The organism is Zunongwangia sp. L-65 (assembly GCF_056859415.1).
On the sequence record NZ_JBSXOK010000059.1, the window covers coordinates 136,063 to 158,041 of the forward strand.

22 protein-coding genes are annotated in these 21,979 nt (G+C 35.3%); 10 read left to right on the forward strand and 12 right to left on the reverse strand.

Annotated features, from left to right (window positions below; all coding sequences use genetic code 11):
* The first annotated feature begins 15 nt into the window (after positions 1 to 15).
* Entirely contained in the window at positions 16 to 1,404 is a 1,389-nt protein-coding gene (locus AC13DP_RS09790; RefSeq protein ID WP_228251851.1) for an exopolysaccharide biosynthesis polyprenyl glycosylphosphotransferase, read from the forward strand.
* Positions 1,405 to 1,707: 303 nt separating this feature from the next.
* Here the strand turns inward: AC13DP_RS09790 and lnt are convergent, their stop codons facing one another.
* Positions 1,708 to 3,300, reverse strand: coding sequence for an apolipoprotein N-acyltransferase (gene lnt, locus AC13DP_RS09795; protein WP_483067711.1), 1,593 nt, complete (start codon positions 3,298 to 3,300; stop codon positions 1,708 to 1,710).
* Between the two features lie 179 nt (positions 3,301 to 3,479).
* Between lnt and AC13DP_RS09800 the strand changes: the two genes are divergently transcribed.
* Positions 3,480 to 4,220, forward strand: a complete 741-nt coding sequence (locus tag AC13DP_RS09800; RefSeq protein WP_483067712.1) for a CDP-alcohol phosphatidyltransferase family protein — start codon at positions 3,480 to 3,482, stop codon at positions 4,218 to 4,220.
* 39 nt (positions 4,221 to 4,259) lie between these two features.
* Here the strand turns inward: AC13DP_RS09800 and lptB are convergent, their stop codons facing one another.
* Genes lptB through AC13DP_RS09820 form a run of 4 tightly spaced genes read right to left on the reverse strand, consistent with a single transcriptional unit; the run spans position 4,260 to position 7,196 of the window.
* Positions 4,260 to 5,000: an LPS export ABC transporter ATP-binding protein gene (gene lptB, locus AC13DP_RS09805; protein WP_013070628.1), complete on the reverse strand. Its 741-nt coding sequence runs from the start codon at positions 4,998 to 5,000 to the stop codon at positions 4,260 to 4,262.
* 40 nt (positions 5,001 to 5,040) lie between these two features.
* Positions 5,041 to 5,397: a carboxymuconolactone decarboxylase family protein gene (locus AC13DP_RS09810; protein ID WP_013070629.1), complete on the reverse strand. Its 357-nt coding sequence runs from the start codon at positions 5,395 to 5,397 to the stop codon at positions 5,041 to 5,043.
* Between the two features lie 3 nt (positions 5,398 to 5,400).
* Positions 5,401 to 6,231: a twin-arginine translocase subunit TatC gene (gene tatC, locus AC13DP_RS09815; RefSeq protein WP_483067713.1), complete on the reverse strand. Its 831-nt coding sequence runs from the start codon at positions 6,229 to 6,231 to the stop codon at positions 5,401 to 5,403.
* Positions 6,231 to 7,196: a KpsF/GutQ family sugar-phosphate isomerase gene (locus AC13DP_RS09820; RefSeq protein ID WP_013070631.1), complete on the reverse strand. Its 966-nt coding sequence runs from the start codon at positions 7,194 to 7,196 to the stop codon at positions 6,231 to 6,233. The genes tatC and AC13DP_RS09820 overlap by 1 nt, the downstream gene beginning before the upstream one ends.
* Positions 7,197 to 7,281: 85 nt before the next feature.
* On the opposite strand from AC13DP_RS09820, the gene recQ reads away from it, so the two are divergent.
* Positions 7,282 to 9,477, forward strand: coding sequence for a DNA helicase RecQ (gene recQ, locus AC13DP_RS09825; protein WP_483067714.1), 2,196 nt, complete (start codon positions 7,282 to 7,284; stop codon positions 9,475 to 9,477).
* Between the two features lie 10 nt (positions 9,478 to 9,487).
* Positions 9,488 to 9,685, forward strand: coding sequence for a hypothetical protein (locus AC13DP_RS09830; protein ID WP_041578709.1), 198 nt, complete (start codon positions 9,488 to 9,490; stop codon positions 9,683 to 9,685).
* A gap of 72 nt (positions 9,686 to 9,757) precedes the next feature.
* On the opposite strand, the gene AC13DP_RS09835 is transcribed toward AC13DP_RS09830, so the two are convergent.
* Both AC13DP_RS09835 and AC13DP_RS09840 read right to left on the reverse strand, forming a co-directional pair.
* The gene (locus AC13DP_RS09835) at positions 9,758 to 10,546 is read right to left on the reverse strand and encodes a hypothetical protein (RefSeq protein WP_272958584.1); all 789 of its coding nucleotides are present in this window, start codon (positions 10,544 to 10,546) and stop codon (positions 9,758 to 9,760) included.
* A 25-nt stretch (positions 10,547 to 10,571) separates the two neighbouring features.
* A complete protein-coding gene (locus AC13DP_RS09840; protein ID WP_483067715.1) occupies positions 10,572 to 11,279 on the reverse strand; it encodes a class I SAM-dependent methyltransferase in 708 nt (235 codons plus the stop codon).
* Positions 11,280 to 11,299: 20 nt separating this feature from the next.
* Here AC13DP_RS09840 and AC13DP_RS09845 point away from each other — a divergent pair, with 20 nt between their 5' ends.
* Entirely contained in the window at positions 11,300 to 11,794 is a 495-nt protein-coding gene (locus AC13DP_RS09845) for a YkgJ family cysteine cluster protein (protein WP_013070636.1), read from the forward strand.
* Between the two features lie 16 nt (positions 11,795 to 11,810).
* On the opposite strand, the gene AC13DP_RS09850 is transcribed toward AC13DP_RS09845, so the two are convergent.
* Genes AC13DP_RS09850 through AC13DP_RS09860 form a run of 3 tightly spaced genes read right to left on the reverse strand, consistent with a single transcriptional unit; the run spans position 11,811 to position 13,696 of the window.
* On the reverse strand, positions 11,811 to 12,239 hold the full coding sequence (locus AC13DP_RS09850; RefSeq protein ID WP_483067736.1) for a methyltransferase domain-containing protein: 429 nt from the start codon (positions 12,237 to 12,239) through the stop codon (positions 11,811 to 11,813).
* Positions 12,209 to 12,427, reverse strand: a complete 219-nt coding sequence (locus AC13DP_RS09855) for a hypothetical protein (RefSeq protein ID WP_483067716.1) — start codon at positions 12,425 to 12,427, stop codon at positions 12,209 to 12,211. The genes AC13DP_RS09850 and AC13DP_RS09855 overlap by 31 nt, the downstream gene beginning before the upstream one ends.
* 18 nt (positions 12,428 to 12,445) lie before the next feature.
* Entirely contained in the window at positions 12,446 to 13,696 is a 1,251-nt protein-coding gene (locus AC13DP_RS09860) for an exo-beta-N-acetylmuramidase NamZ family protein (RefSeq protein WP_483067717.1), read from the reverse strand.
* 13 nt (positions 13,697 to 13,709) lie between these two features.
* Here AC13DP_RS09860 and AC13DP_RS09865 point away from each other — a divergent pair, with 13 nt between their 5' ends.
* Positions 13,710 to 14,942, forward strand: a complete 1,233-nt coding sequence (locus AC13DP_RS09865; protein WP_339809611.1) for an ABC transporter permease — start codon at positions 13,710 to 13,712, stop codon at positions 14,940 to 14,942.
* Positions 14,943 to 15,061: 119 nt separating this feature from the next.
* Here AC13DP_RS09865 and AC13DP_RS09870 read toward each other — a convergent pair whose 3' ends face one another.
* Complete coding sequence (locus AC13DP_RS09870; RefSeq protein WP_483067718.1) at positions 15,062 to 15,502, reverse strand: copper resistance protein NlpE N-terminal domain-containing protein; 441 nt, start codon at positions 15,500 to 15,502, stop codon at positions 15,062 to 15,064.
* Between the two features lie 138 nt (positions 15,503 to 15,640).
* On the opposite strand from AC13DP_RS09870, the gene AC13DP_RS09875 reads away from it, so the two are divergent.
* Positions 15,641 to 16,618, forward strand: coding sequence for a PLP-dependent cysteine synthase family protein (locus tag AC13DP_RS09875; RefSeq protein WP_483067719.1), 978 nt, complete (start codon positions 15,641 to 15,643; stop codon positions 16,616 to 16,618).
* 94 nt (positions 16,619 to 16,712) lie between these two features.
* Complete coding sequence (locus AC13DP_RS09880; protein WP_483067720.1) at positions 16,713 to 18,806, forward strand: amino acid carrier protein; 2,094 nt, start codon at positions 16,713 to 16,715, stop codon at positions 18,804 to 18,806.
* Between the two features lie 566 nt (positions 18,807 to 19,372).
* Here AC13DP_RS09880 and AC13DP_RS09885 read toward each other — a convergent pair.
* Positions 19,373 to 19,579: a hypothetical protein gene (locus tag AC13DP_RS09885; protein WP_483067721.1), complete on the reverse strand. Its 207-nt coding sequence runs from the start codon at positions 19,577 to 19,579 to the stop codon at positions 19,373 to 19,375.
* Between the two features lie 332 nt (positions 19,580 to 19,911).
* On the opposite strand from AC13DP_RS09885, the gene AC13DP_RS09890 reads away from it, so the two are divergent.
* Complete coding sequence (locus AC13DP_RS09890; protein ID WP_272958579.1) at positions 19,912 to 20,631, forward strand: SGNH/GDSL hydrolase family protein; 720 nt, start codon at positions 19,912 to 19,914, stop codon at positions 20,629 to 20,631.
* A gap of 58 nt (positions 20,632 to 20,689) precedes the next feature.
* A complete protein-coding gene (locus AC13DP_RS09895) occupies positions 20,690 to 21,967 on the forward strand; it encodes a DUF2851 family protein (RefSeq protein WP_483067722.1) in 1,278 nt (425 codons plus the stop codon).
* The last annotated feature ends 12 nt before the right edge of the window (positions 21,968 to 21,979 follow it).

A 21,979-nucleotide genomic window follows, 5' to 3' on the forward strand; every position in this document is an offset into this window, starting at 1 on the left:
AGAAATTTTATAGGAATGGCAGACAAACCCCTACTACATTTCGAAATTTCAGAAAGAAAAGTACTTCTACGGATTTTTGATGTGCTTTTTGTTCTGATAGCGTTACTTTTATTAAATAATTTCACCGATTTTGATTACTTTAGAATAACTAAAGACTTTTGGTATTGGACGTTTTTACTGGTTACTTATCTTGAAGTATTTGCACATATTTTTGAACTTTATGACCTTCAGAAAGCCAGTAAATTTGATATCGTTCTTAAAAATGTTGTTTTAACAAGTTCGATTACCGTACTCTTTTTTATTCTTACCCCAATTATTAGTCCCAGTTTGCCAGATAACCGTTTTCAAATTTTATATTTTTTCTTAACCATAAGCATCACACTTTTATGTTGGCGTGCAGCTTACATATATTTGATCGCTTCCCCGAGATTTAATAAAAAAGTCATCGTCGTAGGAGATAGTTTTGACATCCAAATGATTGCTGAAGCTTTTAAAAAAGCCGATCCTAATTATGAGATAGTCGGTTTTGTAAATACAGATGGGAAGATAGAGACTTCTAATGATGAACTTATCCAATTTAATGTGAAGGAGCTTCGGGAAGCTGTACAAAATTATCATATCAAAGAAATCGTTGTGGCCAGCGGTTATAAAACGGGGTTAATGCTGCCTTTATATAATGAACTGAGTTTCTTATTAAATAAGGGTTTCCCCATAAGGGATTATATGCAGGTTTATGAGGAAATTACAGCCAGAATTCCCGTGCAAAATGTAGATCATGATTTTTATCGCTACTTTCCATTTAGCCGAAGTAATCAAAATAAATTTTATTTATATGGATTGCGATTGTTTGATATTGTTATTTCGTTAATCGGAATTTTATTTGGAATTGTTTTAATACCTATAATTCTAATAGGCAATATGATGGGTAATCGAGGCCCTTTATTTTATATTCAGGAAAGAATAGGAAAAAATGGAGAGCCTTTTAAAATTATGAAGTTCAGAACAATGGTTAAGGATGCTGAAGCCGAAGGACCTCGTTATGCAGAAAAGAATGATTATCGCACTACTTCGTTTGGTAAATTTATGCGTCGCGCACGTATTGACGAGATTCCACAGTTCCTTAATTTATTAAAAGGAGAAATGAGTTTGATAGGTCCAAGACCGGAAAGGCCTGTTTTTGTTCAGGAGTTATCTCATTCGATTCCTTTTTATAATATCAGACACGTTATAAAACCGGGGCTAACCGGTTGGGCACAGGTTAAAGGTGATTATAGTGGCGAGGAATCAGGAGCGCTTGAAAAGTTACAATACGATCTTTTTTATATAAAGCATAGAAGCCTATTCCTGGATATTAATATCATTTTAAAAACACTGAGTACCGTTCTATCCATGCGAGGACAATGATTAGGGCTTAGAGAATAATTAGTTTGATGATGTGGGATTCGAAAATGTGCTGATAGTTGATTGAGAGCTAAAATTCAGGAAAATAGATCATAGAATTTAGAAAATAGGCTTTTTGATCTTTTAAATTGTAGAAGGAATTTTGAGACGTTATGTAATCTGAAATCTTCAAGTTCTTAGTTTCTGTAAACTTTAAACGTATGATTATTTTTAGCTGAAAACTGACTACTGTAAGCAAATAATTTTTTTATAAAACTTAAATCCGGAGCGAGCCTAGCTTTGTTGCTAATTGCAGAACGCTAAATTTTAAAAGTACTTACTGCGTTTAAAGCCAACGATTGCAAACAAAAAAATAAATAGCGCCAAAAATTTTGAAATTCTGGCAATATAGTCTCCGTGTAATGCATAAAAGGTGATTTCATCATTCAGTATGATTTTCCCAGAAAGAGTCCCTTGTTTTTCATAACCCAATTTGTGAGTTACTTTTCCTGTAGGATCAATTATTTCTGAAATTCCGGTGTTGGCGCTTCTGGCAACAGATCTTCGGGTTTCTATAGCCCTTAGTTTAGCATAACTGGCATGTTGCCGGTGTCCCGCAGTATTTCCCCACCAGGCATCATTAGTAATTATGCTTAAAAATTGAGCTCCGTTTTTTACGTAACCCGTAACATATTCGCCGTAAATAGATTCATAGCAAATGATAGGAGCGGTACTCACACTATCTTTTAATGTAAAAACTTCACGGTCTGGCTGTGTTGTTTTCATAGCCACGGTTCCGCCAAGATCGATCATCACATCACCTAAAACAGGTTTCAGGATATCCTGGTAAGGAAAATTTTCTACGCCTACCACTAATTTTGATTTATGATAAAGTTGGTTTTCTGAAAAATTATTGATTAGAAATGCCGAATTATAGTCATTAAACCAGTCGTTTTCTCGCAATAAATTGGATTGGGGACCAACCTTGGAGGAATCTGAAAAGCGCTCGTATAAAGAAACACCTCCTAAAAAGCTTAGATTAGGCTGAAGGGAAGCAATCTGTCTTCCAAAAAAAGCAGCTTCGGAATTATCGAATCCTGGCAATATTGTGCCGTCAGCAAAAACAGTTTCTGGGGCTAATATGATAGCCGTTGAGTCGGTTATAGCTTCTCGACTCATCTTCAATAATAATTCTCCGATTTTAGTGTCGTTTGTGTTATATTTTTCGGTGTAGGGATTAATATTCGGCTGTAAAATTAATGCACTTATGTTGTCTTTGGGCATTTCATAGTTCCACAAAATCAGGTATGATACTAAGATTGGAAACCCGATCATTACGACCAATTTGAAGCCTGCACGATAGATTATGGTTTTTTCTTTAAATTCATTATAAGATAAATAGGCCTTGAAAAGCATAAAGTTAACAAACAGTATCCATAAAGTGCCGCCAAAAGTTCCGGTAAACTGGTACCATTGAATCCAATTAATATAGGCTGAAAATCCATTTCCCAAGTTTAACCATGGCCAGGAAAATTCCCATCCAAGATGAATTTTTTCAAAGACCATCCAAAAACTAATAAAAAAACTGGCAGAGGCTTTAAAACCAGTTCTTTTAGCTACCATATGATAGATAAGAAATACCACAGACATCAACAATGAATTGGCCAAAATAGCGAAGGCACCCCCAAAAGGTGTTGAAAAATAAATCCAATAAGTGGTTAGTAAATTCCAGATGAAAAAAGCCAAATAGGAAATTCCAAACACTTTCCATTTAACAAATTTTGTTTTGGAGTTTCTAATTTTAAATTCAGCAATCAGTAGAGGCACGAAGCTTAAAAATAATAAAAGTGGAAATCCATTTACAGGCCAACCAAAAGCCAGTAAAAGTCCGCTTAAAATGGCTAAAAGGATGTTTTTCATAAGGAATTATTTTCTTAACTGATTGCAATCTAATATTACTGTTGTTAATGCTGCAAATTTGCTTTTGGTTTCAGACATCAAAAATAATAAACTCAGGTGCGAAAATAGGTTTTAAGGAAATTTTATTAGAGATTGAGGTGTAAATACCTATTTTAGTTGCACTGAAATTTAGCCAATCAATGAAAAAATATATACCTAACCTAATAACGCTTTGTAATTTATTTAGTGGTAGTCTTGCCGTAATTTTTGCCGTTCAGGGAAATTTGGTGGCGGCGGCTTTCTTTGTAGCACTAGGAATTTTTTTCGACTTTTTTGATGGATTAGCGGCTAGAGCTTTAGATGTAAAGAGTGATGTGGGTTTACAATTAGATTCCCTTGCCGATGTAGTGACCAGTGGTGTAGTGCCGGGTATTGTGATGTTTCAGTTATTCACTATGGCATTGCCAGGTGATAATGGTGTAAAGCAATGGACGGCTGATACCAATTGGCTGGAATTTACGTTCAATCCCTTAGCTCTTTTTGGTTTACTAATCATTTTAGGTTCAGCTTATCGATTGGCGAAATTTAATGTAGATGATCGCCAAACCGACTCATTTATTGGCTTGCCAACACCGGCAAATGCCTTATTGATCCTTTCATTACCTTTAATCTTGACTTATCAACCCAATAGTTTTGCTACCGGAATCATTCTAAATGAATGGTTTCTTTTTGCGCTAACAATTATTAGTGTGATTATTTTGAATGCTGAACTACCTTTGTTTGCCTTAAAATTTAAAAACTGGGGTTTTAAAGGAAATGAGATTAGATATATTTTCCTGATTCTTTGTGTGGTTTTAATTGTGTTATTTCAGTTTTTAGCAATACCGATGATTATATTGAGTTATGTGTTGTTATCGGTTTTCTTTGGAAAGAAAAATTAAAAAGATAATAAAAACATACAATTTTTGACTTATAATATTCTACTGAAAAAGCTTTTTCTTTCTAAGTTCGAAGTTTTGGCCAAGATAGACTTTTCGAACCATTTCATCTTCGGCAAGTTCTTCCGGTATACCGTGTTTAAGAATACTTCCTTCAAACATTAAATACGTGCGGTCTGTTATTGCCAAAGTTTCCTGTACATTATGATCGGTAATTAGGATCCCGATATTCTTATTTTTTAGTTGCGCTACAATGCGCTGAATATCTTCCACCGCAACAGGATCTACACCTGCAAAAGGTTCATCTAAAAGAATAAACTTGGGATCGGTTGCCAGGGCACGAGCAATCTCAGTACGACGACGCTCCCCACCACTTAAAAGATCTCCACGGTTAGTACGAATATGATTTAGGCCAAATTCTTCAATTAGGGATTCCATTTTCATATGGCGTTCTTTTTTAGAAAGCTTGGTAAGCTGCAAAACGCTCATAATGTTATCTTCTATACTTAATTTTCTGAAAACGGAAGCCTCCTGAGCCAGATAACCAATCCCATGCTGAGCCCTTTTGTACATAGGGAAATTCGTAATGTTTTCTTTATCAAGAACAATACTACCACTGTTTGGTTTTATAAGTCCGACAATCATATAAAAAGAGGTTGTTTTTCCGGCTCCGTTAGGTCCCAGGAGCCCAACAATTTCACCCTGATTTACTTCAAGGGAAATTCCTTTTACTACTTTCCTTCCTTTGTATTGTTTTATAAGATCGTCGGCTCTTAATTTCATGCTAGAGGTTTAATTCAGTATAAACATAAATTATACCGATTTATTTTTCGGTATTTGCTTGTTCTAAAGATTCCCAGTATTCAAAGGCCCTTCTTAAGTGAGGAATCACGATAGTGCCTCCTATTAAGGTTCCGATACTTAAAGTTTCCATTACTTCTTCACGCTTTAAACCTTCATTAAAACTGCTCTCTAAATGGTATTTTACGCAGTCGTCACAACGTAACACCAATGATGCTACAAGACCTAAAAGCTCTTTAGTTTTTTTATCTAATGCTCCTTCAGCAAAAGCATTGGTGTCTAAATTAAAAATACGTTTTAGAACTTTATTATTCTCTCCAAGAATTTTATCGTTCATTTTTTGGCGGTACGAATTGAATTCGTCAACCTGGTTGATCATAGCCTAACTTTTTTCTTTAATTTCTCTTTTATAAATAATATTCGAAATAATAATACTTACCTCGTAAAGTATAAGTACCGGTACAGCAACAATAATCTGACTTACAATATCTGGAGGTGTAATTACCGCAGAGACTATAAGTACAATTATTAGTGCATATTTTCTATATGTTTTTAAAAATTGAGGGGTGACCACGCCCACTTTTGTAAGAAAATAAATAAGGATAGGAAGCTCGAATATAAGTCCTGTTGCGATTACCGAAGCCCTTACCAGGCTGATATAACTACTTAAGTCAAATTCGTTTAACACCAGTTCACTAACCTGATACTTCCCAAGGAAATTGATGGATAGTGGGGTTACTACATAATAGCCAAAAAGGACACCTAGAAAGAATAAAAATGAAGTTACAAAAATAAAACCTTTGGCATGTTTACGTTCATTTTCATGCATTGCCGGTGCCACAAACTTCCAAAATTCGTAGATTACAAAAGGGAAGGCTATAATAAAACCGGCGGTTATCGAGGTCCATACGTGTGCAGAAAACTGGCCACCCATGGTTCTACTCTGTATGGTAAATGGCAGTTCCTCAAAACAAAAACCACCATCAATTCCTACCATTTCGGATAATTTACAGAGCATATTGTACGACCAGAAATCACCTTTACTAGGGCCAAAGAGAAGGATGTCAAAAATAAAGCCTTTCAGAAAAAAAGCTACAGTTGCCGCAATAACTACGGCGAGCACAGCTCGTATTAGATGCCATCTTAACTCTTCAAGATGATCTAAAAAAGACATTTCTGGTTCCTCTTGTTGTGGCAGTCCTATTTTTTTCATTATAAAATTCCTTCTCTTATTAAATTATGAATATGAACCACCCCACTGTATTTTCCGTTTTTGGTAGCTAATAATTGAGATATTTTATTTTCCTCCAAAAGATCGAGTGCCTGGGTAGCCAAAGCTTCTTCATCGATACTTTTAGGAGAGGTACTCATGATATCACCAGCGGTAAGGTTCTTAAATTCGTCATTGTTTTTTAGCATTCTACGAATATCGCCATCGGTTATAATACCAACAATTTTATCGTTTTCCAAAACGGCAGTTACTCCCAGCATATTTTCAGAAATAATAATGATGGCATCGGTAACGGTGGTTTCTGGAGAAACACTTGGTTTCATATTTTGCTGTGCGATATCCTTAACGCGCAAATATAGTTTTTTTCCCAGACTGCCGCCTGGATGATATTTCGCAAAATCTTCCTTTGAAAAACCTCTTAATTCTAACAAACAAATAGCTAAAGCATCGCCAATAACCAATTGTGCGGTAGTACTTGTTGTTGGCGCCAGATTATTAGGACAAGCTTCTTTCTCTACATAAGAATTCAAGATGAAATCTGAAGATTTTCCTAAAAATGAATCTCTGTTGGCAGTGATGGCAATAAGCGTATTATGAAAATCCTTAATAAACGGAACTAAGACCTTAATTTCAGGACTATTCCCGCTTTTACTAATACATATAACGATATCGTCTCTTTGAATAATGCCTAAATCCCCGTGTATAGCATCTGCAGCATGCATAAATATGGCTGGAGTTCCGGTAGAATTTAAGGTCGCAACGATTTTACTACCTATAACTGCACTTTTTCCTATACCGGTAACGATAACCCTTCCTTTAGAATTATAAATATTTTCTACGGCTTCTACAAATTCATTATCAATAAGATGTTCTAAATTTGCAATCGCTTTAGCTTCGATTTTTACAGTTTCTTTGGCGACATTTAAAATTTTTTGCTGAAGTTTCAAATTTTGAAATAATTAAGGATTGCAGATACTAAAGAAATATGTATATTTAGATGTGCAAATGTATGTAAAATTGTAACACAATTGAATGAGTTTGACTGAAATTGATTTACATAAACAACTGAAGAAATATTTTGGCTTTAGCCAGTTTAAAGGTCTTCAGGAGGATGTTGTGGCCAGTATCGTACATAAAAACGATACTTTTGTAATAATGCCAACAGGAGGAGGTAAATCCCTATGCTACCAGCTACCTGCATTGATTGAAGAAGGAACAGCAATTGTAGTATCGCCCCTAATCGCCTTAATGAAAAACCAGGTAGATGCCATTCGTGGAATTTCTTCGGAATACGGTGTTGCTCATGTTTTAAATTCTTCGCTTAATAAAACGGAAGTAAAACAGGTAAAAGAGGATATTATCAACGGTGTGACCAAGCTACTTTATGTAGCGCCAGAGTCGCTTACAAAAGAAGATTATGTTGATTTCCTTAAAGAACAAAAGATATCTTTTCTGGCTATCGATGAAGCGCATTGTATAAGCGAGTGGGGACATGATTTTAGACCTGAATATCGAAATTTGCGGCAAATTATTAAACGTATTGGAGAGAATATTCCAATTATTGCCCTTACCGCTACTGCCACTCCAAAAGTGCAGGAAGATATTCTTAAAAATCTTGGGATACCAAAAGCTAAAACCTTTAAGGCAAGTTTTAACCGCCCTAATTTGTATTACGAGGTAAGACCGAAAACAAAAAATGTTGATGCGGATATTATTCGTTTTGTAAAACAAAACAATGGTAAAAGCGGGATCATTTATTGTCTTAGCCGAAAAAAGGTAGAAGAACTTGCGCAGACGCTTCAGGTAAATGGAATAAATGCTATTCCCTATCATGCTGGCTTAGATGCTAAGACAAGGTCGAAACATCAGGATATGTTCCTGATGGAAGAAGTAGATGTTGTAGTCGCTACCATTGCTTTTGGAATGGGAATAGATAAGCCTGATGTACGCTTTGTAATTCATCATGATATTCCAAAAAGTATCGAGAGTTATTATCAGGAAACGGGTAGAGCAGGGCGTGATGGCGGAGAAGGACATTGCCTTGCATTTTATGCTTATAAAGACATTGAAAAGTTAGAGAAGTTTATGAGTGGTAAGCCTGTTGCAGAGCAGGAGGTAGGCCATGCATTGCTTCAGGAAGTGGTGGCTTATGCAGAAACTTCGATTTCCCGTCGAAAATTTATTCTTCATTATTTTGGTGAAGAATTCGACGAAAAAACAGGAGATGGTGCGTCGATGGATGATAATGTTCGTAATCCTAAAAAGCAACACGAGGCCAAAGAGGAGTTAGAACTTCTCATAAAAGTAATTAAGGACACGAAAGAGTTATACAAATCCAAAGAAGTAGTAAAGACCCTTATGGGGAAAAGTAACGCTTTAATTGTATCGCATAAAACCGATGCTAATCCTCTTTTTGGAAAAGGGAAAGATAAAGACGAAAGCTTTTGGATGGCGTTGACCAGGCAGGCACTTGTTGCTGGCTATCTTAAAAAAGATATAGAAACCTATGGTGTAATAAAATTAACACCAAAAGGGGAAGAGTTTTTAAAGCAGCCCGAGTCATTTATGATGACTCACGATCATATTTTTGATGAAAATACCGATAATGCCGCTGTAACATCTAAAGCTTCAACCGGAGTCGATGATAAATTAGTAGGCATGCTAAAGGAACTACGAAAAAAAGTGGCCAAGAAAAACGGTGTTCCACCATTCGTGGTTTTTCAGGATCCGTCTATAGAAGATATGGCGCTTAAATATCCCGTAGATCTAAAAGAGCTAGGAAATATTCATGGTGTTGGTGAGGGAAAAGCTAAAAAATACGGTAAAGATTTTGTGAACCTTATCGAAAGATATGTAGAGGATAATGAAATTATTCGTCCAGACGATTTGGTCGTAAAAACGACAGGAGCAAATAGTGGTTTAAAATTATTTATCATCCAGAGTGTAGATAGAAAATTACCACTAAACGATATCGCTTCAGCTAAAGGTATGGAAATGCCTGAATTTATTAAAGAAATGGAAGCTATTGTATATAGTGGAACCAAACTTAATATCGATTATTATCTTGAGGAAATTTTGGATGAGGATCAGCAGGAAGAATTACACGAATATTTTCTGGAAGCTGAAACCGATAAAATTGAAGCCGCACTTGAAGAATTTGATGGAGATTACGATGATGAGGAACTTCGCTTATTTAGAATCAAATTTATAAGTGAAGTCGCAAACTAAAAAATATAAAATGCTAAGAAATTCAAGTAATAAACAAGCACTAATACTACTAATTTTAGGGTTAGCTTTAATAGTGGTTAGTGTAGTTTCTTTTAAAGTAGAGATGTTTACAGATACCTGGAGAGGATTTTTAAACGGAGTTGCTATTGGTATTTTAGTAGTTTCGATTATTGGATTTGCGAAAAACAAAAAACTTGAGAAAAAATAATTGCTCATAAAACAATAATAAAAAAGCCTTTTTGATTTCCAAAAAGGCTTTTTTATATATTAAAACAGTCAATTATTTTCCGCCGTTTGCTTGAAGATCAGCAATACACTTTGGTCCAAGTTCAGGAGGTGTACCACGAATCTGATTGATAATGCCCGTACCAAACTCTAAAGAAGCGCGCATTAAACATTTTTCTTCAGTACAATGCCCATCAGAATCAGGATCTTCATGATCACTTTGAAGTTCGGTACCAACATTTACCAAGCCAAATAAATGCCCAAATTCGTGATTTAATACCGCAGTTTCTATCACGCTTTTGCTAGGCGCATTTACTCTGTTTGCAAATTTATTTATAGTCTCCCCATATATAACCATGGAGGTATTACGATAAGCCGATCCCAGAACATAACGTTGATCCGTATCATCTTCGTTGCTGCCGTCAGCAAAATAAATATAAATACTAATTTCGTCGCCTACATTATAGAAACTTCGCTGCTCATCTTCGATATCTACAATTTCCTGAATTTCGAAAGGTGCAAGGCCTGATGACGCCACTGGTCGGGAACTAATAGAAATGCCATCAGGTTTGTAAACCCGTTCTTCCAGGAAAGCCTTAAAATTATTCATAGCCGCAACGGTAGGCTGATAGCCATCTACATATAATACTTCGATTTTAATCGAAGTATAAGTATCATCGCTTAATAGGTCATGGGCAGAATCCCCAAGTCCTTTTTTATTTAATGATCGATCGATTGCTGGTTCGTCATCAGTAGGATCATCGATCCCATTGCCATCACTAGAACAAGAGGTGATTGCTACAAATAGGAAAAGTGTATAAAAATACTTGTAAAACTTCTTCATGAATTATATAATATAGTGTTCAAATTTAATCATTTCTAATGGTAAGTTTTGCTAGATAGTCGTAATGCTTTCCTTCGACTATTAATTCGCAATTAAAATTATTTTTTTCGGCTGCTAATTTAAGCAATTCAAAGTCCATATAGAGCCATGGAAAATAATTGGACTTTTCTCCTTTATAGCTTATACAAAAATCAATTTCTCCTATATACTTACGATCTAAATCATTATTAGGTTCTTCCTCATCTTCGAGAAAACTAAGATCTGAAGAATCGATTAAAATCTGCCCCCCCGGTTTTAGCACTTCTTTACAGATAGCTAGAAAGTTATCGGTATTTATAAGGTTACCAATAATTCCGGTTCCATTCATTAAAAACAATAAGGTGTCATATGTTTCATGTTCGGCATAAAAATCTTTTACTTCAGCATTAATAACCCCGCGTTCTTTAGCAATGGCTATGGCACCCGCAGAAGTATCAATCGCTTTTACCTTAAAATTTTTTCGCTGAAGATAAAGTGCATGACTTCCAGCACCGCAACCTACATCAAGCACAGTTCCGTAGGCGAGTTGTAACGCCTGCTGCTCGGTTTTTGGCATTTCAGAAAAATCCCTGAAAAGGTATTCAATGGCAATCTCGTCATTGTCAAAATCTGGCGAATGTACAATAATCGGAGTTTTATCTTTTTTGAAATAATAGGCCTTCATCGCCATTCCGAAGATATCTTTTTCCTTCATAATCTTATTATCTTTGCGGCATGCAGGAAATTTTAAAAGAGCTGCCGGGAAAGGCCAAAGATAAGCAGAAGGAAAATAAAAAGTTTTTTTCTAAGCTAAAGAAACGACCACCAAAAGATTTAGACGTTAAAATGCAACAAATGCATGAGGAAGAGTTTGCCAGAACCAATTGTTTGGACTGTGCAAATTGCTGTAAAACTACGGGGCCGCTGTTTACAAATAAAGATATAGAACGTATTAGTAAATTTTTAAAACTGAAGCCACAGCAATTTATCGATCAGTATCTTAGAGTAGACGAAGATAAAGATTATGTGTTGCAAAATGTTCCCTGTACTTTTTTAGGAAATGATAACTACTGCTTAATCTACGATGTGAGACCAAAAGCCTGCCGGGAATATCCCCATACAGATAGAAAAGACTTTCATAAAATATCGAATCTTACTATCAAAAATACCGCTATTTGCCCTGCTGCTTTTAATATTGTAGAAGAAATGAAACGCCGGATAAAAGTTTAAATTCGATAATTTTGAACTATAACTTTTCTGCGATAAAACGGAGTACAGATCCGGTGCCATTGTGATATAAACCTTCTTGAAGTGCTACAGGCTTTTCTTCTAAAAGAATCACTTTAAAATCTTTGAAATCCTTCTGTACTTCCTTTTTAGAAAATAAAGAAGCCTGATCCTTAGGACCACCAACATTAGGATTTTCTTTGCGATATTTTAAATGATGTTCTCCAAAAGCTTCAAAAATAATACGACCACCTGGTTTAAGATGAGTGCTTAATATTGAATGGAATTTTTTACGAATTTCGGCAGGAAAATGAGCGTAGATTAATGCTATAACATCAAAGTGGTAAGGTTTAAACTTTAAATCGGGGAGATGACCAACCCTATAATCAATATGAACTTGATTTGATTTTGCTAATTTTAAGGCCTTATTTTTACCTTCAGTACTAATGTCGAAAGCTGAAACATTCCAGCCCTCTTTAGCTGCATAAACGGCGTTTCTTCCTTCACCTTCAGCCCAAAAAGTATTTTTCCCGGTTTAAAGTGGTTAAGTTGCTGTGCTAGAAACTTATTTGGTTCAATTCCGTAGGCGTATTCCTCTTTTTTGAAAACGATCTTCCCATCTTTGCAACCATTCATTTTCCATAGTTTTTCTTTTTATTGATATAGCAAATATTGTTCTCGTTTTATCTTAAACTGTTTTAATCCGCTTTTCCAGGTTGATCTAATTTCTTCTTCGCTTAGGCCATTTTCTATTTGTTTTTGTAGTTTTTCTGTACCGGCAAGTTTAGTGAAAAAGCTATTGAAAAATCCGGCTTTATTTTCAGTGTTATTATATGCTCTTATAAGCCATTTTAAGTTGATTTTATTTAAATACGTACTTTCGCTAAGATCTTCACCAAAACATTTTTTGCCTAAGTGTTTAGGGCTTTTTGCGCCATCCATTGATAGTGGCGTATACGTATACGAAAACTCTTTAGCATTTAAAAAAGGGGACCCAAAAACCTGAAATTGTTTATGGGTACCGCGACCGGCGTTAACATTGGTTCCTTCAAAAAAACAAAGACTAGGATAAAGGTTTATAGATTTATCATTGGGTAGATTAGGAGAAGGTTTTACCGGTAAACTATATTTTTTTTGGTGATCGTAATTACTCATTTTAATTACTTGCAGATTACAATGAATACCGTTTTTTAACCAGTTTTCCCCATTGATCATTTTGGCGTATTCTCCCATCGTTAAACCATGTACAACGGGAATAGGATGCATTCCCACAAAACTTTGATATTCTTTTTCGAGAATCGGTCCATCTACATAATGTCCGTTAGGGTTTGGGCGGTCAAAAACCAAAAGTTTAATATTATTTTCAGCACAGGCTTCCATTACATAATGTAACGATGAAATATAGGTATAAAAGCGAGCCCCGACGTCCTGAAGATCAAAAATCAATATCTCGATATCCTCTAATTGTTCGGGTTTAGGTTTTTTATTATTTCCATATAGGGAAATTACAGGTAATCCTGTTTTTGGATCTTTGCCGTCTTCCACTTTTTCACCGGCATCGGCTTTTCCTCTAAAACCATGTTCAGGTGCAAAAACTTTTTTTAGCGCTACATTGAGTGCCAGAAGCGAATCGACCAGATGCACATACTCTTTATTTTTATTAAGTATTAAGGAGGATTGATTTCCTACTACTCCAACTTTTTTGCCGTGTAGCAATGGCATGTATAAATCTGTTAGATTAGCACCTACAACAATATCCTCTATTATTTCTTCGGAAGAATTGATATCATTCTTATTTTTTGTTGAAGAGGACTGAGTTCTATTTTTATCGGCTTCTACGTTTCCGCAAGAAAGAATTACGATAAGAGTGAATAAAAATGTACTTTTGAATAACCGGTTAATCATATAATTGTAGCTCTTGAATTTTGAATTATTTGTAGTTAAGCGTTTAATAAGCGCCAATAAAGATAAAAGTAGTATTTCCTCGCCTATTATAAAAATTGCCATTGCTGCAATTGCAATCGGAGTGGTGATGATGCTGGTATCTTTTGCTACAGGTTTGGGGTTGCAAAAGAAAATCAGGGATAAAATAGCAGCTTTTAATGGGCATATTATTATTACCAATTACGATAATAATAGCAGTGAAGTGACGCTAGAGCCGGTTTCTAAGGATCAGGATTTTTATCCAGATTTTAATGCGGTTTCTGGAATAACGCACATACAGGGTACCGCTACTAAAGCAGGAATCATTAGAACTGCAGATGATTTTGAAGGAGTAATTGTAAAAGGAGTAGGGACCGATTATGATTGGTCTTTTTTTAAAGATTTTTTAGTTGCAGGAAAATTACCCGATTATTCATCCAACCTTAATGATGAGGTTTTAATTTCCAGATATCTTGCAAACCGGTTACATTTAAAAGTTGGGGATCGCGCGCCTACTTATTTTCTTAGGGAAGGCAGGGACCGCCCTTTTGTGCGCGGATTTAAAATTGTTGGAATTTATGACTCAGGTTTTCAGGATTTTGATGAACTGTATTTAATTGCCGATTTACGACATATCCAAAAGTTAAATGGCTGGAAGGACAACGAGGTTGGTAATTTTGAAGTTTTTATAAATGATTTTGATCAGCTGGATGAAAAATGGAACGAGGTTTATCTAAACACCGGGTCGTTTTTGGACGCACAGCATATTGGCCAGAAATATTATAATATTTTTGAATGGCTTTCCCTTTTCGATTTTAATATTGCCCTGATTATCGGCATTATGATTTTGGTAGCCGGGATAAATATGATCACTGCGTTGCTAGTACTTATTTTAGAGCGTACGCAAATGATAGGTATTTTTAAAGCATTGGGCACCCAGGATTGGTCGGTTAGAAAGATCTTTTTGTATAATGCGGGCTACCTCATTTTGCTTGGCCTATTTTGGGGGAATGTGATAGGTTTGGGATTACTTTTTATCCAGAAGTATTTTAAATTAATTCCTTTAAATCCAGAGACCTATTATGTAAGCGAAGTTCCTATTTATATAAGTTGGGATTATATTTTGGCCGTGAATGCCGGGACGCTTATTCTGTGTATGCTAATGTTGCTTATCCCTTCGATGATTATCGCTAAAATATCGCCAGTAAAATCGATAAAATTCGAGTAAAATTTATCAAATTTTAGAATTTTATTACCCTACCTGTCTAATTATTTCTTTTCATTAGAAAACTTTATTGTAGTAATCCGGATAGGGGGAATTGAGTTGCGCTGGAATATTTAGTCCTTTTATATTCTACGTAACGTATAACTTTTGGTGCTATCTTTTTTGATTCTGTCAACTTCAGGATTTTTCCAGGACAAAACATTGTCTGATACTTTAAATTTCTGATTGTTCAGGATAATCAAAGAATCATTTTCGCTCCATTGATATTGGCCGGTTTCGGTTTTAATTTCACCTGCAACGCTATCATTTTCGTTGTAATTTTTTACAATTCTATAAGAGTTATCTTTTTTTAATTGCAGTTTAACGATGATTCCTTTACAATCGGCGCAGGGTAAAGTTACCTGATAATTGCCGGTATAATCCCATTTTTGTCTGGGACTTTTTTCTTGCCATTCGCTTTGAGAATCCAGATTGCTTTCTTTCTTTTCGTTCTGGCAGGAAATATTAAATAATAAGGAGGTAATCCCAAGAAAGATAACCTGTTGTGCAATAAAGTTTCTCATGATTTTTTTGCGCAAAAGTATATTCATTTTCCAGAATTCAAATCTAAAAAATTATTAAAATTTAATAGCAAGTTTTAATTTTTCTTAAACAGAATTATCCTTTTGGATTCCCTACATTGTGAATCCAAAAAAAATTGCATGACTTACGCTGAGAATATCCTGGAAACCATTGGGAATACGCCTTTGGTGAAAATGAACAAACTTACTGCTGAAATTGATGCGCTTGTCCTGGCTAAATACGAAACGTTTAATCCCGGTAATTCAGTTAAAGACCGTATGGCTTTAAAGATGCTTGAAGAAGCTGAGGCTAAAGGATTAATACAACCGGGCGGAACTATTATTGAAGGAACTAGCGGTAATACCGGTATGGGACTTGCACTAGCCGCGATTGTAAAAGGTTATAAAATGGTGTGTGTAATGTCTGATAAGCAAAGCAAGGAAAAAATGGATATTCTAAAAGCCGTAGGGAGTAAGGTTGTAGTTTGTCCAACCGATGTAGCTCCAGACGATCCTCAAAGTTATTATTCTGTAGCTAAAAGAATGGCTGAAGAAACACCAAACTCCTGGTATGTAAACCAGTATGATAATCTTGCCAATACCAAGGCACATTACGAAAGCACCGGTCCGGAAATCTGGAAGCAAACCGATGGTAAAATCACTCATTTTGTCGTTGGTGTTGGTACTGGAGGAACTATTTCTGGTGTTGGAAAATATCTAAAAGAGCAAAATCCTAAGATCAAAGTTTGGGGGGTCGATACTTATGGATCTGTGTTTAAAAAATATCACGAAACCGGCGAATTTGATGAAAACGAAATTTATCCTTATGTTACCGAAGGTATAGGGGAGGATATTATACCTAAAAATGTGGATTTTAGTGTAATCGATGGATTTACCAAGGTAACCGATAAGGATGCTGCCATCTACACCCGAAAACTGGCAAGAGAAGAGGGCTTTTTTTTAGGTAATTCTGCCGGAGCCGCAGCAAAAGGACTTTTACAATTAAAAGAGCATTTTGAAAAAGATGATGTTGTGGTTGTACTATTTCACGATCATGGTAGCCGGTATGTGGGAAAAATGTTTAATGATGAGTGGATGAAAAAACAGGGATTCTTATAGAGAATAAATCCTGTTGCAGTAATACCTTACCGAAGATTCTTGCTAAAGAAAATAAATTAAATAACGACTGAATTATAATTTAATCTAATTATTTATGCGAAGAAACTACATTGTTTGTTTTTTATTAATCCAATGCTTTTTTACTTCATTATTAGCACAAAACGAAGCTGATTTTCAGGTTTCGGTGGCCACGAATAATCCTTCTCAGGAGATTAACGATGCTGAAGCAATAGTGAAGGTTAAAGGAGGAACCCCGCCCTATCAATATAAATGGAGCCAAAAAGAAACACCTTTGGATGCTAAAAAAGCTACAGGTTTTATAGAAGGCTTAACGCACCAGGTAACAGTGACCGATGCTAACGGTGAGAAGGTCAAAAAGAGTTTTAAAATTGAAGCTTCATCTATTACCGAAAAAGTAAATAGCCGCGCCCAACCGGCTGTAGATTTTTTAGAAGGAATCTTATTTTGGGACCCGTTCGAACCCTTAGGACTTTATGATCCTGTAGTGTATACCGATGAACGACCTGTTTTAATTCCTGAATTTGATGCTAAAACCAAGAAAAAATATACGCTACAAAGCTGGTTAATTCAAGAAAATGGGAAAATTGAAAAAGGAGATAAAATTGCTATTGTACAAAAAGGGAATGAGGAACAAATTCCTGTTTACGCGCCAGCTGGCGGAACATTAAAGCATGCGGTAAAAGAAGGTGCAATTATTTTTAATCCAGACAATAAAGAAGATGTGATAGAACAAAATGCACATCAATTAGCAAATATAATTTACGATTCCCCACAACCAGTATTGTATCCTAATGGAGATGTGCGTAAGAACTCTATCCCTTTTATAGTAATATGGCTTATTTTAGGAAGTATTTTTTTTACGTTTCGTCTTGGTTTTATAAATGTTAGAGGTTTTACGCATTCTATAGATCTTGCGAAAGGAAAATATGATAATCCGGATGCTCCTGGGAGAATAAGACATTTTGAAGCAATGACAACGGCGGTTTCAGCAACTGTTGGATTAGGGAATATTGCAGGGGTAGCAGTTGCTATTTCTTTAGGGGGAGCAGGAGCGACTTTTTGGATGTTTATTGCTGGTTTTTTCGCCATGTCTTTAAAATTTGTGGAGTGCACACTTGGAGTAAAATATCGCCATATTAATGAAGAAGGACGGATTTTTGGTGGTCCAATGAATTATCTGCGATATGGACTGGAAAAAAGAAATATGAAAGGAGCCGGTAAAGTACTGGCTATTTTATTCGCTGTTTTGGGTGTAGGAGCTTCTTTTGGTGGGGGAAATATGATTCAGTCTAACCAGGCGTTTAAAATTGTTTCAGACCAGATTCCTTTTTTAGAAGGTCATGGATTTTGGTTTGGTTTAGGTTTTGCCGTTTTGGTAGGAATTGTAATTATTGGTGGTATTAACAGTATTGCTAAAGTAACCGGGAAGGTAGTGCCATTCATGGCCATTGTATATATTTTAGGATGTTTTGTGGTAATAGGGACCAATATTGAAAATATAGGAAATGCGTTTCATGCAATTTTTGATGGGGCTTTTTCGGCCAGTGCCATGAAAGGCGGTTTTATAGGCGTGTTGATTGTAGGGTTGCAAAGGGCGGCATTCTCTAGTGAAGCTGGGGTTGGATCTGCTGCTATTGCCCACAGTGCATCTAAGACTAAAAATCCCATTGCTGATGGTTTTACCTCGCTGGTTGAACCATTTATAGATACCATGGTTGTTTGTACGATGACAGCTTTGGTGCTTATTTTTACCGGAATGCACGAAGTTGACGGTATGGGGGGTGTAGAACTTACTGCTGATGCTTTTGGGAGCGTAATTTCCTGGTTTCCTGCGGTACTTGCTTTCGCTGTTTTTTTATTCGCATTTTCAACAATGGTTTCCTGGTCTTATTACGGCATGCGTTCGTGGACGTATCTTTTTGGAAGAAGTAAAAAATCAGAACTAATTTATAAGATCATGTTTCTTTTATTTGTGGTGGTGGGAGCTTCGGCAAGTTTAGGTGCAGTGCTTAGTTTTTCTGATATGATGATCTTAGCAATGTCTTTTCCAAATATTATTGGATTGTATGTAATGTCTTCTGAAATCCGTGGAGACCTAAAAAATTATATGAAGCGATTACGTAATAATGAGATTTTTATTAATCCAAAATTCGAAAAGGCAGATTAAGTAAATAGTATACTATCTCAATTCTGTATAATTTAGTTAGTTTTTTCTAAATGCTGGATGCCATAAAAAAGGAAGGCACCCAAGAAATACATTATGGCATCCATAAGATCAGCAGTATATCGCTGCATGAACGATGGCAGGATTAACTCAAAATAGATGGAATAAAGAAAGCTTAAAGTTATTATCGGTAGTATTGGAATGTTATATAGTGGATCTTTTTTTATCCATTGAAGAATCAATAAACAACATCCAAAAACTATAGGCATACATAAAAAGTCTTTAAAATAATAACGAATCCAGAATGGTAGGTATAATGGATATCGAATGCTATATTCTATTATAACAAACAATAAAAAGCAAGTGATTACGAAATACCATATATACCTCACAAGAACATATTTAAGTTTAGCAGTGATTTTTTGTTAAGTTCAAAAAGGAAATCACTTGATTTTTAGTCGGTATGCTATACTATAGAGTAGCCCATATAGTAATGTTAAGCACCTAAGTTATTTTGTATTCTTTCTAAATCAATCGATTATAGCAATGAAGCTTTGATCTTGATTTGGCTATAAAGCGACTATTGTTGCAAAAAATGCAAGGATGCCACCTATTCCTAGAATGATAATCCAAATGGCATATCCGCTTTTAGCAAAAAATCGAATAACCGGGTTTTTATGGTCTCTTAATGATCTTTCTGATTCGGGGCTTTTAGAAGATTTATTCTCAGTACGGGAATCTGGACGACGTTCCGTTTGGTGATTATTAGAAGCCATTTTTTCTTTAGAAAAATATTGAAATCTATCATAAGTTCAAAACTGACTTTCTATTTATAAGTTTAATTTAACTTTATCTGAAAATAAGATTGAAATGTCGCAATACTTTAAGAAGACCTTTACTAGCTTAAATGCTTAAATATGTATTTTTACTGCGTAATCAAGATGAATTGCTATAATCCCATCTAGCTACTTTTACTGTTATTTGATTAGAATACAAGAAAAACTAACAAATTCTTTATGTGTTTGCTACGGAGAGTTTATTTATAAAAGCTTGCTTTATTTGAATTTCCAGTGTTATAAGCTATTCATTAATCTAAAATCCTAATACTATGAAACTATATTACTCGCTGTTATTATTGGTTTTTAGCGCTATCAGCATTTCTTGTAGTTCTGGTAAAAGTATACCTGAAGCTCAAAAGGACAACGGATCAGAAGGGAATCCAAAATACAGTTATTTAGCTTTAGGAGATTCTTACACCATTGGAGAAAGCGTTAAAGAATCTGAGCGTTGGCCGGTACAGCTTACCAAAGGCTTGAGGGAACGTGGATATGCCATGGCAGCACCAAAAATTATAGCGAGAACAGGATGGACTACAGCAGACCTTATCGCCGGGATAAATTCAGAATTAGACGTGCAGCGAGATTTCGATTTGGTTTCTATTTTAATAGGAGTGAATAACCAGTATCAAAATAAATCAATTACAGAGTATGAAGAAGAACTTCGTGAGATCTTTAGAAAGGCCATAAACCATTCTAAAAAGATGGAGGCAGGTGTTTTTGCAGTAAGTATTCCAGATTATGGTGTAACTCCGTTCGGCGCTGCCAAAAAAGATGAAATTGGTCGTGATATCGATGCTTTTAATGAAGTTTTTAAACGAGTAGCGCAGGATTTCAATGTAGATTTTTACAATATTACCCCAATTTCCAGAAGAGCGGCTGATGATCCGGATCTTATTGCTGAGGATGAATTACATCCTAGCGGATTGATGTATCGCTATTGGGTAGAAGATTTTATCCTGAATGTAGTTGAAAAATTACCTAAGGAGTAGAGATATTTTATGATATTGATTTTTAGCGTATTAACTGATTCTTTCATAACTTTAGGAAGTGAGAGAAGAATTTTTACATTATATATGGCAATTTCAGAAGTTTGATAAAAAGCAACTTCAAACAGTTAATGGCGAACCGCTAGAAATCTATCATACCGGAACTCACAATGCTGAGAGTGGCCCCGATTTCTTTGCTGCGAAATTGAAAATAGATAAACAGCTTTGGGCGGGGAATGTAGAAATTCATCTAAAATCTTCAGACTGGTATTCCCATAGTCACCATACCGATACCAATTATGATAATGTAATTCTTCATGTGGTCTACGAACATGACATTGATATTTTTAGAAAAGACGAATCTGTTATTCCTACCCTTGCTTTAAAAGAAAAAATTCCACCTCAAATTCAACAAAATTGCCTTCAATTATTTGAAAAGGATCACGATTGGATTAATTGTGAAAAATTCTTTCCTGATTTTAATGATTTTGATGTAGAGAACTGGTTAACACGTTTATATGTTGAGCGTCTCGAAGAGAAAACACAGCTTATTTTTGATTTATTGAAAGAAAGCAACAATGATTGGGAGGCGGTCATGTTTAAATTACTCGCTAAGAATTTTGGATTAAATAGAAATGGCAACGCTTTTTTAAATTTGGCTATTTCCATTGATTTTGAAGTGATTCGCAAACTTTCTCAATCTCAATTTCAATTAGAAGCTGTTTTGTTGGGACATGCAGGCTTACTACAAGAGGATTTTCAAGATAGTTACTTTAAAGCATTGAAAAAAGAATATAACTATCTTCAGAACAAATTTAAAATAGGCGAACCAATACAAACCTCTCCAGTATTCTTCAGGTTGCGTCCCGATAATTTTCCTAGTATAAGATTAGTGCAGCTGGCGGCTGTTTTTGCTAAATCTACTTCGGTGTTTAATACTCTTAGTAAAGCTAAGATCAAAGCTAATATCTATAAGGTTTTTGATGTAGAAGTGACTGAATACTGGAAAACACATTACAACTTTAATAGTTCGCACGATCCCAGGCAAAAGAAACTCACCAAATCTTTTATAGATCTATTAATCATTAATACTGTTATCCCTGTTCAATATGCTTTTGCGAAAAAAAACATGAATAAAGAAGAATACTATCTTGATCTAATTGCTGAGCTTGATCCTGAAAAGAATGTTGTTATTCGGCATTTTCAGGAATTAAAACCCAAATTGTTTAAAAATGCAATGCACTCCCAGGCGCTATTGCAATTAAAACATAGGTATTGCGATAATAACAAATGTTTAAAATGTGCTTTAGGGGTGAAGCTTGTGAGAGGGAAATATTAGTTATATTTGGCC